The sequence below is a fragment of the Brevibacterium linens ATCC 9172 genome (genome assembly GCF_900169165.1).
Taxonomy (GTDB): Bacteria; Actinomycetota; Actinomycetes; order Actinomycetales; family Brevibacteriaceae; genus Brevibacterium; species Brevibacterium linens.
Genome location: NZ_FXYY01000019.1, coordinates 26,873 through 39,127 on the forward strand (window position 1 = coordinate 26,873; position 12,255 = coordinate 39,127).

Consider the following 12,255-nt stretch of genomic DNA (forward strand, 5'->3'; position numbering starts at 1 on the left):
CTTATGCCATGGGCGAGCTGAGGTACTCGATCAACGTCACCGTCGACGGATGCTGCGATCATCGCGTGGGAGTCATCAGCGACGACTTCCACCGCCACCATGCGAACAATCTCAAGCGTGCCGACGGACTGATCTTCGGCCGCATCACCTACCTCTTCGCCGGACTGAGCAACGTCGTCGACCTCGAACTCGTCGATCGCAGTGAACTCGACGCAGGTCACGCGATCCAGACATACCGGCCGAAGACTAAGGCTTCCCGATAAACGGGACTCAATACAGGCAATTCCCACTGCCCTCTCATATGCCGAACAAACTCTGTTTCGCGCACAGAGGGCCATGTATAACGAATATGACGCCGCACACTGGAGCGCGGCGACGATTCGTTTCCCGTTATTCGGGAACATGCGTAGAGGAGTCCCATGGTCCGGCCCACAACTGTTGACATCCTCGACACCACTCTGCGCGACGGGTTGCAGATCGAAAAGGCGATCGTGCCCACCGACGTCAAGGTCGCCCTGGCCGAGAAGCTCATCGGCTCGGGACTCAAGCACATCGAGGTCGGCTCCTTCGTCAATCCGAAGAAGGTCCCGCAGATGGCCGATACCGACGAACTGCTGCGCCGTCTGGCACCGCACGAGGCCGACGGGGTCGAGTTCTATACCCTCGTCTTCAACCTCAAGGGCGCCCAGCGTGCCGTCGACGCAGGCGCCAAGAACATCAAACTCGTGCTCTCGGCCTCCGAAGGACACTCGAAAGCGAACTCCGACGCCTCCATCGCCGAGGCGTCCAACCGCCTCATGGATGCCGCCGTCTTCGCCCGTGACCAGGGACTTCGCTTCGACATCACGACCGCCGTGAGCTTCATCTGCCCCTTCGACGGCATCACCGAGGCGGGCCACCTCGTCGAGGTCCTCCGCCCCTTCGTCGACGCCGGAGCACACGGAATCGGGGTGGCCGACACCATCGGCAACGCCAGCCCATCGCTGGTCCGCCGCAACACCTCGGCGGTCCTCGCCGCCTTCCCGGGCAAATCCGTCAACCTCCACCTCCACGACACCTACAACTTCGGCATGGCCAACGTCGCCGCCGCCCTCGACCTGGGGATTTCGAACTTCGACGCGGCCATGGGCGGACTCGGCGGCTGCCCCTTCGCCCCGGGCGCTGCCGGCAACATCGGCACCGACGACCTCGTCCACCTCCTCCACCGCGAAGGCGTGGCCACCGGCGTCGACGTCGAAGCGCTCACCGAGGTGCGCGACCCCCTCATCGCCGCCGTCGGCCACGACCTGACCTCGAGCCTGTCGGACATCCCCGCCACCCCCGCGGTCTTCGACGACCGGTTCGCGGCCGCCTCGGCGAGGGGTTGAGATGGAACCGCTGCCGCTCGAAGGCATCCGCGTCATCGAGTTCTCCCATATGGTCATGGGGCCGAGCTGCGGGATGATCCTGGCCGACCTCGGCGCCGAGGTCATCAAGGTCGAACCCCGCGGAGCCGGCGACAAGACCCGCTACCTGCCCGGGTCCGGATCCGGGCTGTTCCCCGCGTTCAACCGCAACAAACACAGCGTCCAACTCGATATCGCCGAGGCGGCCGACCGTGACCGCGTCCTCGACCTCATCGACTCCGCCGATGTCCTGCTCGAGAACTTCCGCGTCGGAAAGATGGAATCGATCGGATTCGGATACGAGGAGCTGTCCGCCCGCAACCCCGGACTCATCTACTGCTCCCTCAAGGGATTCCTCTCCGGCCCCTACGGAAACCGGGCCGCCCTCGACGAGGTCGTGCAGATGCTCGGCGGACTGGCCTATATGACCGGCCCGCCGGGGCAGCCGCTGCGCGCCGGCGCCAGCGTCAACGACATCATGGGCGGAATGTTCGGCGTCATCGGCATCCAGTCGGCACTGCGGGTGCGCGAGACCACCGGCCGCGGAAAACTCATCAACTCCGCACTGTTCGAGAACAACGCGTTCCTCGTCGGCACGCATATGGCACAGTCCCAGATCAGCGGCGAACCACCCCGCCCGATGCCGACCCGACAGGCCACCTGGGCCGTCTACGACATCTTCCGCGACGCCGACGACAACCAGGTCTTCGTCGCCGCCGTCTCCGATGGGCAATGGCGCGACCTCTGCGACGAATTCGGACTGACCGGACTCGCCGCCGACCCGGACATGCTGACCAACCAGGGCCGAGTCGACCAACGCGACCGCATCCATTCAGAACTCCAACAGGCACTGTCCCAGCTGAGCCTGGCCGAGATCGAAGAGAAATGCACGCGCCGCGGACTCCCTGTCGCCCCGGTCAACACGCCCGCCGACCTCACCGACGATCCGCACCTCGTCGCCTCCGGAGCGCTCGCCCACACAGGGCTGCCGACGGGGGCGAGCGTCGATGTGCCGCTGCTGCCGCTGACTTTCGACGGGAACCGGCTCGGACTGCGCAGCGATGTGCCGGAACCGGGGCGCCACAACAGCCACTATCGGGACGGCCCGGCGGTGCCGACGGGTCCACCGGTCGACGGACCCCAGCCCGAGACGCACCGTCTGGACTGACAGCTCAGTCAGAGTCACCACCAGCACACCACCAAATATCGAGAACCGAACACACAAGGGGAACAGCTCATGCGATCAACGACGATCACACGGACACGGACAGCCGCCTCGGCGAAGACAGGACAGGCGAAGACGCGCAAGCGCGCGGCGACGATCGGGGCCGTGCTCGCCTCGGTCGCCCTCGTGGCCACCGCCTGCGGAAACAAGGCACAGCCCCCGGGCGAGGGCGGCGACTATCCGAAGGGGCCGGTTTCGGTCACCGCTCCGGCCGAACCCGGATCCGGCTGGGACACCACCGCACGTGCCCTCGTCGAGGCGCTGCAGAAGGAAGACATCGTCTCCACCCCGCTGCCCGTGCAGAACAAACCCGGCGGCACCGGCTGCTCCTGGCTGACATCGATGATGCAGCAGGAGAAGGGCAAGGACGACCAGATCGCCATCACCTCCCTGGCCAGCCAGACGATGAAGGCGCGCAAGCTGTGCAAGTTCGGCCCCGAGGACGCAACCCTCATCGCCACCCTCTACGTCGAGGACTTCATGGTCGTGACCCCGAAGGACGGGGACTTCAAGGACCTCGACTCCCTGGTCAAGGCGCTCAAGGACGACCCGCAGAAGGTCACCGTCGCGGCCGCCGGAGACGACACTCTGCCCTTCGCCCTGTTCGCGAAGGAAGCCGGCGTCGACCCGGCCGATATCAACTTCGTCAACTACGACGGCGGCGGAGAGCAGACGACCGCCATGCTCAACGGCGATGCGAAGGTCGCCATCGCCGGAATGAGCGAGTTCCGTTCCGTCATCGAAGCCGGTGACATCGAACCTCTCGTCACCTTCGCCCAGGAACCCCTGGCGGCGCCATTCGACAAGGTGCCCACTGCGAAGGACTCCGGCTACGACGTCACCCTGGGCAACTGGCGCGGAGTCTACGGACCCGCCGAAATGCCGCAGGAGGCCGTGGACTTCTGGGCCACAGCACTCGAGGACGTGAGCAAGTCCGACGCCTGGCAGGAGACGGTGAAGAACAACCAGTGGGCCACCGAATTCCACACCGGAGACGAGGCTCAGGCCTACGTCGACGACGCTGCGAAGACGGTGGAAGAAGGCGTGAAGGAAACCGACCTGGGCAACAGCAAATGACCGCTCACCGCACCGACCTCGTCACCGGCGGCGCCATCGCCGTCATCGGCGCGGTCTACTACATCGCGACGTTCTCCATCCAGGAGACCGCGAACATCGTCACCCCGCGCACCTTCCCCGCCATCGTCGGCATCGGGCTCGTCGTGCTCGGCCTCTTCCTCGCCGGCCAGGCCGTCGTCCGGCACCGGAAGGACACCCTCGCCGAGGCGGGGCCCGGGTCCGCGGGGTCCGCTGAGGCGGGCACGGGGTCCGTGCCCGGCCCCGGCGCGGGCGGCGGGACCGCCTCGGTGAGCGGAGACGCGGACCGCAGCGCCGCCTCGGCGGGGGAGTCGTCCCTGGAGACGGCCGGTACGGACGAAGCGGTCGGCGGGGTCGTCCTCGATGCTCCGCCGGAGCCGCAGGTACGCAAGGTCGTGTTCCAGTTCGCGCTCTTCTTCGTCTATTTAGGCGTTCTCATCCCCGTCGGCTTCCTGCTGTCGACGGCGGCGTTCCTCATGGGGCTGACGAGCATCTACTCGCCGGAGAAGTGGATCCGCAATCTCATCTTCTCCGTCGTCTTCGCGGGACTGGTCTACGCGGCGTTCGTCTACGGACTCGCCGTGTACCTGCCTGTCGGGATTCTGGGTTAGGGGGCGGACATGGATACTCTCATCGATCTGGGAGGCGGCTTCGCCTCGGCGGTGGAGCCGGCCAGCCTCGCCTTCGCCCTCCTCGGCGTGCTGTTGGGCACCGTCGTCGGAGTGCTGCCGGGAATCGGACCGATCTCCGCGATCGCGATCCTCATTCCGGTCTCCTTCGGCATGGAACCGGTCCACGGTCTCATTCTGCTGTGCGGAATCTACTACGGGTCGATGTACGGCGGCTCGATCACCGCGACCCTCATCAAAACCCCTGGTGAGGTCGCCAGTGCGGTGACCGCGATCGAAGGCTACGAGATGGCTCGCCGAGGTCGCGGCAAGGCGGCGCTGGCGACCGCGGCGATCGGGTCGTTCCTCGCCGGGACCCTGGCGATCATCGGGCTGACGTTCCTCTCGCCCGTGCTCGTCAAACTCGCGAACGTCTTCGGCGCCACCGAATACTTCCTGCTCATGGCCACGGCCCTGCTGCTCGCGTCGACGATGTCGGCGGGTTCGCGGGCCAAAGCGCTCATCTCGATCTTCATCGGCCTGGCCGTCGGCCTCATCGGGCTGGACTTCCAGACCGGACTGCCCCGGCAGACCTTCGGCGTCGATCTGCTCTCCGACGGGATCGACTTCACGATCTTCGCGATGGCGCTCTTCGCCATCCCCGAGGCGATCCGGAACCTCGCGCTCGGGCGCGGGGCCAAGGACGAGATCCAGGGCTTCGGCGAAGACAAGTGGATGACGAAGCAGGACTGGCAGCGGTCGACCGGGCCGTGGGCCCGCGGTTCGGTGCTCGGTTTCATCATCGGCATCCTGCCCGGCGTCGGTCCCTCGCTGGCCTCGTTCATGTCCTACATCATGGAGAAGCGGATCTCGAAGCGGAAGGACGAATTCGGTCACGGCGCCATCGAAGGCGTGGCCGGTCCCGAGGCGGCCAACAACGCCGGTGTGGGCGGTGCGATGATTCCGCTGTTCAGCCTGGGCATCCCGGGTTCGGCGACGACGGCGCTGCTGCTCTTCGTGTTCACGATGTACGGTCTGCAGCCCGGGCCGCTGATCTTCCGGGACGACACCGGTCTGATCTGGACGATCATCGCCAGCATGTACATCGGCAACATCGCGCTCATCATCCTCAACCTGCCGCTGGTCGGGGTCTTCGTCAAACTGCTGAAGATGCCGAAGGAGATCCTCTTCTCTGCGATCCTCGTGCTCGTGGTCATCGGTGCCTACGCCATCGAATTCAGCCTGTTCGGCCTGATGATGCTCGGCATCTTCGGAGTCATCGGTTACCTCATGGAGAAGGGCGGGATCCCCTTGGCCCCGGCGATCCTCGCACTTGTGCTCGTGCCGCTGCTCGAGGACAACTTCCGGCGCATGCTGCAGATCTCCGGCGGAACGTTCGCGCCCTTGGTCACCAGGCCGGTGTCGCTGTCGATCATCATCCTCATGGTGCTCGGCATCGTGGGGCCGATCGTCTTCCGGTGGTGGGTGTCCCGGCGGAAGCTGCTCGCCGATGTGACGGTGTCGTGAGGAATGGGGATGAAGAGCTCTCAGCAGGCGCCGGCGGAGATCGGTGTCATCGACCGCAGTGCGGCCATCCTCGCCGTCCTCCAGGACTCGCCGATGACCGCCGCACAGGTGTGCCGCCGCCTCGGCTATTCGAAGTCGACGACGTACCGGCTGCTGAACGACCTGCGGGAGCACAATTTCATCGTCCGTGATTCGTCCGGGCTGCTTCGGTTGGGGCCGTTCCCGGGTCGGCGCAATATCGCCACGACGAACTCGGTGCTCGACCATCTGCGGACGATGACCGGAGAGTCCGTGCAGCTGTGGGTCCGCGTCGGTGAGGATCGGGTGTGCGTGCGCAATGTCGAAGCCGACCACGAGCTGCGCGTCTCGCGCGGAGTCGGGGCGGTGCTGCCGCTCGTCGACGGCGGCTCGGCGGCCCTGGCGCTGTGCGGTCCGGGGAATCCGGCGGAGTTCTACGCGACGAAGCAGGCACGGGTGGCCGGGACCGCCTCGGCGAGTGTGGCTTTCACCGTCGGTGCGATCGTGTTCGCCCTCTGCGTGTCCTACCCGCTGACCCGGGAGCCGGACAATGTCGCCGGCGCCTACCGCACCCTGCTCAGCCGGGCCGCCGTCGAGCTGCGGGCGGTGCTCGACGGCAGTGAGGAGCTCGAAGTGCTGCGCGACATCGCCCGACTGGCACTCGGCGCGCGGAAGCAGGCGGGGGAGTAGGGCTGTTCCTTCCTGCCGGAGGGTGCGAGTGCCCACTCAAGCGCTGATGCCTGTGGGTAGAGCAAGCATTTCCGGCGGGGGCCTGGGCTTCGGCGGGAGAAGAATGTCGGTTTCAGCTCGGAATCTCTGCATTCTTCTCCCGGGAAATCCTGAAGAATCTGCCTGAAGGCCCGGTTCTGGCGGGAAGGGAAGGTGGCGTCACTCGTGCGTCTAAGAGCTGTGGACGGCTCCGGACTCGCGTGTCGGCGCCCTGTGGAGACGTCAGCGGCGTCCACAGGGTGGAAGTGGGTGCCTTGCGGTCGGGAGCGTATCCGACTCTCCTACTGGTCATGGACCTCCTCATCGAGCAACGCAGCTATCCGTCACTCTTCAGAACCAGTGAGGCCGAGGAACGGGGGATCAGCCGGCATCATCTGCGGTATGACCCGCGTTTCAGTGCCGTCACGGCGGGCATCCGCCGGGATGAGGTGCGATGTGTCGAGCACCCGACTCCGAGCTGGGCCGATGAGAAGTGGATGGAGGAGAGCCTTCGGCTCAGGGCGATGACCATGGTCGTTCCCGGGATCGTCGCAGGGGGTGCCACGGCCGCGCGACTGTTCGGTTTGCCACTGCCGCACAGACTCATCGATGAGCATCTGCACCTGGTCACTTTCGACCCGGGCAGAAAGGTGGCGCGGAAGGGGACGACCGTGCGCCGACACGCGCGTGAGGAAGCCGGGTACTGGCTTGAGCTGCCGATGCATTCGCCGGTCGGGGTCTTCCTCGATCTCAGCGCCGAGCTGACCCGTGACGAGCTCGTTGCCCTCGGTGATGCGATCGTCGGCGGATGGCACGGACCGCCGTTGTGCAGCCTCGAGTTCCTGAGGACGAAGATCACACAGCGGAATTACCTGAGGCAGCGAGCGCAGGTCGACTCAGTACTGTCACTGATCAGGGAAGACGTAGATTCGCCGCAGGAGACGAACCTTCGACTGTGGGCACTGAGCCGTGGACTGCCGGAACCTGTGGTCCATCCACGGGTCTACTGTCGTCTGCTCAACCGCACAGTCGAGCCGGACTTGGGCTATCCCCACGTGAAGTTGGCGCTCGAATACGAAGGTGAACACCACCTGCTGTCCAAATCACAATGGACAAGTGACATCGCCAGAGACGAGGCTCTGCGGCACGAGGGGTGGGAGGTGCTGAGGGTGACGAGCCAGATGAGCAGGGCGGAGCTTGAGCGGAAGATTCGGTATCACCTCGAGCAGAAAGCTGGCGGTGGCGGCAGATAGCAGGTGGTCGGTCGCGGGTGGTCGGCCGGAGCCGGCTCGGTCCGATTCTGCGGGAGCAGAATGTAGATTTTCGCGCCGTGAAACGACAATCTGTTCCCGCTGATTCGGGGAACCACGTGTGCGATCCCGAGCATCACTGCGATGACGCCAGATGAACGGCAGTGCTTTCGCAATGGCTGACCGCTTCTAGTGTGGGTGTCTGGGCGCAATGACCCGGTGAACACTCGAGGAGAGGGCCCCATATGACCACACGCATCGCCGTCGTCGTCGGCAACCCGAGCCCAAATTCGCGAACCCGCCAAGTTGCCGAAGACCTCACCGCCAAGATCGCCGAGGTGACCGGATCCGAGATCGACGAAACCATCGAACTCGCCGAGGTGACCGACCAGATCTTCTCCTGGAAGTCCGACCGCCTCAACACACTCACCGAGCGTCTGGCCACCGCCGACTACGCCGTCATCGCCACGCCGACCTATAAGGCCAGCTACACCGGACTGCTCAAAGCGTTTCTCGACCGGTACGACGCTGGCGGTCTGCATGGGCTGACCGCGATCCCGGTCTTCACGATCGGCTCCCCCGCGCACACCCTGGCGGTGGAGACGACCCTGCGACCGCTGCTCGTCGAACTCGGCGCCAGTGTGCCGACGAAGGGGCTTGCTTTCCTGACCGAGAAGTTCGAGGATCGCGAGGCCGTGCTCGACGACTGGGTCGAGAGCCAGAAAGTGTACCTGCCGCAGAAGTGATCGTTCAGCTTGGTGAACCTGCGGCGGCTCGGTGCAGGGGCCGAGCTATTGCAGGTTCACCAAGCTGTTAAGTTTGCCGGTGCCTGGAATCTGGCGCGGGTCCGCTGAACGCATCAGCGGACCCGCGCGGCTGTCTCGGCGGGTGAGGTCGTCCCGATCGGGGACGGCCGCCTCGGTGGAGGATCAGTCGACCTGCAGCTCGCCCATCGCATCCCAATCATCACCGTCGATCTGACGGGAGATGATCTTCGGGGTCGCTGTCAGTGCGGAGTGCATCGGCCCGCCCGTGGCGGTCGCGGCCTGGAAGTGATCGGACTTCACATGCGCTTCCGCGGCATCGTCGTCGAAGGCTTCGACGAGGACGTACTCGTTCGGGTCATCGAGGCTGCGCGACCACTCGAACCATTTGTTGCCCGGTTCGGCACGGGTCGCCTCAGTGAACTCGCGGGTCAGCTCGGGCCACTGGTCGGCCAGTTCGGGCTTGACGGGGAACTTTACGACGATGAAGATCATGTCTTCTTCCTTCTCTCTGTGGTTGTTCTCTCGGGTGGAGATGTGGGTGTGGCGGTGTCGGTTTCTGCTCTCAGCGACAACGTTACGAGAACTGCATTCCGCCGTCGACGAGCATGGTCTGTCCGGTGATGTAATCGGAGTCCTCGCTGGCGAGGAACGACACCAGGTTAGCGACATCCTCGGGCACGGACACCCGGCCCATGAGGATGTCACCAGCATATTTCTTGATCGCCTCACCCTTGGCCAGCCCTTCCTCGGCGGCGAGCTTCTCATCGATGAGATCCCACATCGCGGTGCCGACGATGCCGGGCCCGTAGGCGTTGACGGTGATGCCGTGCTTGGCCCACTCCATCGCAGCTCCCTGAGTCAGTCCGCGCACCGCCCATTTCGTCGCCGAATACGGTGACAGCAGCGCGAAGGGACGGAACGCGACGATCGAGGCGGCGCCGATGATCTTGCCGCCGTTGCCCTGCTCGATCATCTGCTTCGCCGCGGCCTGATACGACAGGAAGACGCCGGTGAGATTGACGTCGACGATCGTCTCGAAGTCGGCCTTCGAATAGTCGATGAGGGGTTCGACCTGAGCGATTCCGGCGTTCGCGACGAAGACGTCGAGTTTCCCTCCTGCGTCGACGGCCACCTTGACTAGGCGGCTCAGCGAATCCTCGTCCGTGACGTCCACTTCGGCGCCGGTGGCCTTCCCGCCTGCGCTTTCGATCGTTGTGACTGTCTCCGCCACGCTGTCGTGCATGGTCGGCAGGTCGGCGACGATGACATGATGCCCATCGGCTCCGAGCCTCTGCGCGATGCCCTGACCAATTCCCCGACCGGATCCCGTCACCACTGCGACGCTGTTGTTCGTGCCCATTTCTCCTCCTTGAGTTCTCAACCGTGAGCGAGCACGATCATTCTCAGCAGAGTCGGCAGTCGGAGGACACGGTTCTTCTCATGTGGCGATAAAGCTGGGGGTCACGCGGAGCCGGCTGAGGGGAAAATGGTCACCGTCGGGAAGTCGCTGCTCACGCGTGCTCGACGACGGGGACGGTGACCGAACCGCCGCGCAGGTAGCTCGATGCCAGGCCCGCATGCTCACGCAGGGTCGACTCGACCAACTTCGCCCGTCCCGTCATCTTCGATGAGGGAGTGCTGACCGCCATCGCCCCGACCTGCATCCCCGTGCCATTGCGCACCGGCACGGCCGCGCAGGTCTGACGCGGCAGGAACTCCTCGTGCTCCCAGGCGATTCCGCGGGTGGCCACCTCGACAAGGTGAGGGTCGAGGGCCTCCCGGCTGATCATCGTCTGGGGGGTGAGCACCTGCATTCCGCGCGCCTCTAGATAATCGGTGCGCTGGGGTTCGGGCATTCCGGCCAGGAGGATCTTGCCGAAAGCGGTGGCGTGCGCCGCCTCGTGGAAACCGAAGCGCAGAGGCCGCAGTCGCGGGTGCTTCTCGCAGTCGGAGCAGTAGGTGAGGATGATGTCCGAACCGCGATAGATCGCGAAATAGGCGGCAGTTGCTGGCAACTCGATCGAGACGCCGAGGCTGCTTCTGCTGTCCGGCACACCGTCCTTCCCCGACGGGTTGGCGAATTCCTCCGGCCATGTGGGACGGAACTATATGCGCCACCTGACCGGCACCGTGTGGGGTCACTTCGCCAAGCCCGTTCGGATGTACCGCGGGGAGACGATGGCCGGGGTCATCGCCGACGAGTCGATCCATGATCCCGACCGCGGATTCTCCGGTGGTTACTACATGGAGACGATCTCGCTGGGCCCGGCATTCATGGCCTCCTTCGTCGAACCCGGCGGGTGGGGACCGGACTTCGCGGCGCTGCTCGACCGGTACCTCAACACCGCGGGAATGTGGATCGTCGGTGAGGACATGCCGCAGGAGAACAACCGGGTGACGCTGAATACGACGGTCAAGGACACGAACGGACTGCCCGTGCCCAACGTCCACTACTACGATCACACCAATGATCTGGCGATGCGCGAACATGCCTACGCAGCAGGGCAGAGAGTCTACGAGGCGGTCGGGGCGCAGACGTCCCACCACACTCCGCCGTACCCGTCGACGCACAACCTCGGCACGGCGCGGATGAGCGAACGTCCCGAAGACGGGGTCGTCGACAAGTGGGGCCGGACCCACGACGTGAAGAACCTCTTCATCTCCGACGGATCGGTGTTCACCACCGGCGCCGCGGCGAACCCGACACTGACGATCGCGGCACTGGCGATCCGGCAGGCCGAGTACATCGCCGAGGCGCTGCGGACCGGGGAGGTTTGAGGCTAGGTTTCGGCTGATCGTCTGGGTGGTTGCCACTCCGCGGCCGGCCTCGGCTTGGTGAAACTACAGCAGATTGGCCCAGGGGCCGAGCTGCTGCAGTTTCACCGAGCTGGTGAGAGGCACTCACCTGCATCGGCCTGCGCTGCAAGAAGTGCCCTGCCGCGCGGCACCCTCGGCAGGAGGCCCCATAGGATGAAAGGGCGACCGACTCAGGAGGAGACTGCCCGTGGCACGTACCGTCTACTACACCGCGACCACGCTCGACGGGTTCATCGCGGACCCGAACGACTCACTCGAATGGCTGCTGCGCCAGACCGAAGAACCGCCGGATGACGGGTTCATCGACGGCGTCGGAGCCGTCGTCATGGGCGCGACGACGTACGAATGGGTGCTGCGCAACCTCGACGGACCGTGGCCCTACGAGGTTCCCGCATGGGTGCTGACTCACCGGAAGCTCGGCCTGCCCGAAGCCGGGACGGACGGGAAGACCCCCGATATCCGATTCGCCAAGGGCTCGGTCTCTGACCACTATTTCGAAATGTGCACCGCCACCGGCGACCGTGACCTGTGGGTGATGGGCGGCGGCGACCTCGCCGGGCAGTTCGCCGACGAGGGACTCCTCGACGAGATCATCACCTGGACCGCGCCGGTGGTCCTCGGCAAGGGACGGCCGCTGCTGCCGCGCCGCCTCGACCTCGAACTCATCGAGGTCGGGTCCAGCGCCCCGTTCGTCATCGCTCGCCACCGAGTCATCGGCCCCCTCCTTGAGGACAGCCCGGCAGAGTGATTCCCCTCGCCGAGGCGGGACGACGGTGCGTACGGACGTGTAGGGCCGCCTCGGCGAGGTTCATCCGGATATCGGGCACCCCTGGTGGGCGGTGGGATTCCGTGATT

13 protein-coding genes and 1 pseudogene are annotated in these 12,255 nt (G+C 65.3%); 11 read left to right on the plus strand and 3 right to left on the minus strand.

The annotated features are described in order from the left end of the window. The first annotated feature begins 8 nt into the window (after positions 1-8). The 9 genes from BLIN9172_RS13420 (at position 9) to BLIN9172_RS13460 (ending at position 8,562) form a co-directional block, all read left to right on the plus strand. Entirely contained in the window at positions 9-263 is a 255-nt protein-coding gene (locus BLIN9172_RS13420; RefSeq protein ID WP_101555511.1) for a dihydrofolate reductase family protein, read from the plus strand. Between the two features lie 156 nt (positions 264-419). Further along, a complete protein-coding gene (locus BLIN9172_RS13425) occupies positions 420-1,367 on the plus strand; it encodes a hydroxymethylglutaryl-CoA lyase (RefSeq protein ID WP_101555512.1) in 948 nt (315 codons plus the stop codon). A gap of 1 nt (position 1,368) precedes the next feature. Continuing rightward, a complete protein-coding gene (locus tag BLIN9172_RS13430; protein WP_101555513.1) occupies positions 1,369-2,553 on the plus strand; it encodes a CaiB/BaiF CoA transferase family protein in 1,185 nt (394 codons plus the stop codon). Positions 2,554-2,622: 69 nt separating this feature from the next. Beyond that, the gene (locus BLIN9172_RS13435; RefSeq protein WP_101555514.1) at positions 2,623-3,687 is read left to right on the plus strand and encodes a Bug family tripartite tricarboxylate transporter substrate binding protein; all 1,065 of its coding nucleotides are present in this window, start codon (positions 2,623-2,625) and stop codon (positions 3,685-3,687) included. Beyond that, positions 3,684-4,316, plus strand: a complete 633-nt coding sequence (locus BLIN9172_RS13440) for a tripartite tricarboxylate transporter TctB family protein (RefSeq protein ID WP_101555515.1) — start codon at positions 3,684-3,686, stop codon at positions 4,314-4,316. Before BLIN9172_RS13435 ends, BLIN9172_RS13440 begins: the two co-directional genes overlap by 4 nt. Positions 4,317-4,325: 9 nt before the next feature. Further along, the gene (locus BLIN9172_RS13445) at positions 4,326-5,840 is read left to right on the plus strand and encodes a tripartite tricarboxylate transporter permease (protein ID WP_101555516.1); all 1,515 of its coding nucleotides are present in this window, start codon (positions 4,326-4,328) and stop codon (positions 5,838-5,840) included. A gap of 9 nt (positions 5,841-5,849) precedes the next feature. Then, entirely contained in the window at positions 5,850-6,548 is a 699-nt protein-coding gene (locus BLIN9172_RS13450) for a helix-turn-helix domain-containing protein (protein ID WP_240812152.1), read from the plus strand. A gap of 329 nt (positions 6,549-6,877) precedes the next feature. Then, a complete protein-coding gene (locus BLIN9172_RS13455; RefSeq protein ID WP_145997963.1) occupies positions 6,878-7,819 on the plus strand; it encodes a putative endonuclease domain-containing protein in 942 nt (313 codons plus the stop codon). Positions 7,820-8,061: 242 nt separating this feature from the next. Further along, complete coding sequence (locus BLIN9172_RS13460) at positions 8,062-8,562, plus strand: NADPH-dependent FMN reductase (RefSeq protein WP_101555519.1); 501 nt, start codon at positions 8,062-8,064, stop codon at positions 8,560-8,562. Between the two features lie 183 nt (positions 8,563-8,745). On the opposite strand, the gene BLIN9172_RS13465 is transcribed toward BLIN9172_RS13460, so the two are convergent. From BLIN9172_RS13465 to BLIN9172_RS13475, 3 genes are all read right to left on the minus strand, one after another. Further along, positions 8,746-9,075, minus strand: coding sequence for a putative quinol monooxygenase (locus tag BLIN9172_RS13465; protein ID WP_025777470.1), 330 nt, complete (start codon positions 9,073-9,075; stop codon positions 8,746-8,748). An 82-nt stretch (positions 9,076-9,157) separates the two neighbouring features. Beyond that, positions 9,158-9,943: an SDR family oxidoreductase gene (locus tag BLIN9172_RS13470; protein ID WP_101555520.1), complete on the minus strand. Its 786-nt coding sequence runs from the start codon at positions 9,941-9,943 to the stop codon at positions 9,158-9,160. Between the two features lie 151 nt (positions 9,944-10,094). After that, a complete protein-coding gene (locus BLIN9172_RS13475; protein WP_101555521.1) occupies positions 10,095-10,637 on the minus strand; it encodes an IclR family transcriptional regulator in 543 nt (180 codons plus the stop codon). On the opposite strand from BLIN9172_RS13475, the pseudogene BLIN9172_RS13480 reads away from it, so the two are divergent. Both BLIN9172_RS13480 and BLIN9172_RS13485 read left to right on the plus strand, forming a co-directional pair. Then, positions 10,588-11,361 (plus strand): annotated as a pseudogene (locus BLIN9172_RS13480) (GMC oxidoreductase); the annotation flags it as partial. The gene BLIN9172_RS13475 and the pseudogene BLIN9172_RS13480 overlap by 50 nt on opposite strands. A gap of 226 nt (positions 11,362-11,587) precedes the next feature. Next, positions 11,588-12,148, plus strand: coding sequence for a dihydrofolate reductase family protein (locus BLIN9172_RS13485; protein WP_101555522.1), 561 nt, complete (start codon positions 11,588-11,590; stop codon positions 12,146-12,148). Positions 12,149-12,255: the final 107 nt, after the last annotated feature.

Excerpts from the sequence above, each read along its gene's own strand:
- BLIN9172_RS13420 (WP_101555511.1), top strand. The coding sequence starts at position 9 with ATGGGCGAGCTGAGGTACTCGATCAACGTCACCGTCGACGGATGCTGC.
- BLIN9172_RS13425 (WP_101555512.1), top strand. The coding sequence starts at position 420 with ATGGTCCGGCCCACAACTGTTGACATCCTCGACACCACTCTGCGCGAC.
- BLIN9172_RS13430 (WP_101555513.1), top strand. The coding sequence starts at position 1,369 with ATGGAACCGCTGCCGCTCGAAGGCATCCGCGTCATCGAGTTCTCCCAT.
- BLIN9172_RS13435 (WP_101555514.1), top strand. The coding sequence starts at position 2,623 with ATGCGATCAACGACGATCACACGGACACGGACAGCCGCCTCGGCGAAG.
- BLIN9172_RS13440 (WP_101555515.1), top strand. The coding sequence starts at position 3,684 with ATGACCGCTCACCGCACCGACCTCGTCACCGGCGGCGCCATCGCCGTC.
- BLIN9172_RS13445 (WP_101555516.1), top strand. The coding sequence starts at position 4,326 with ATGGATACTCTCATCGATCTGGGAGGCGGCTTCGCCTCGGCGGTGGAG.
- BLIN9172_RS13450 (WP_240812152.1), top strand. The coding sequence starts at position 5,850 with ATGAAGAGCTCTCAGCAGGCGCCGGCGGAGATCGGTGTCATCGACCGC.
- BLIN9172_RS13455 (WP_145997963.1), top strand. The coding sequence starts at position 6,878 with ATGGACCTCCTCATCGAGCAACGCAGCTATCCGTCACTCTTCAGAACC.
- BLIN9172_RS13460 (WP_101555519.1), top strand. The coding sequence starts at position 8,062 with ATGACCACACGCATCGCCGTCGTCGTCGGCAACCCGAGCCCAAATTCG.
- BLIN9172_RS13465 (WP_025777470.1), bottom strand. The coding sequence starts at position 9,075 with ATGATCTTCATCGTCGTAAAGTTCCCCGTCAAGCCCGAACTGGCCGAC.
- BLIN9172_RS13470 (WP_101555520.1), bottom strand. The coding sequence starts at position 9,943 with ATGGGCACGAACAACAGCGTCGCAGTGGTGACGGGATCCGGTCGGGGA.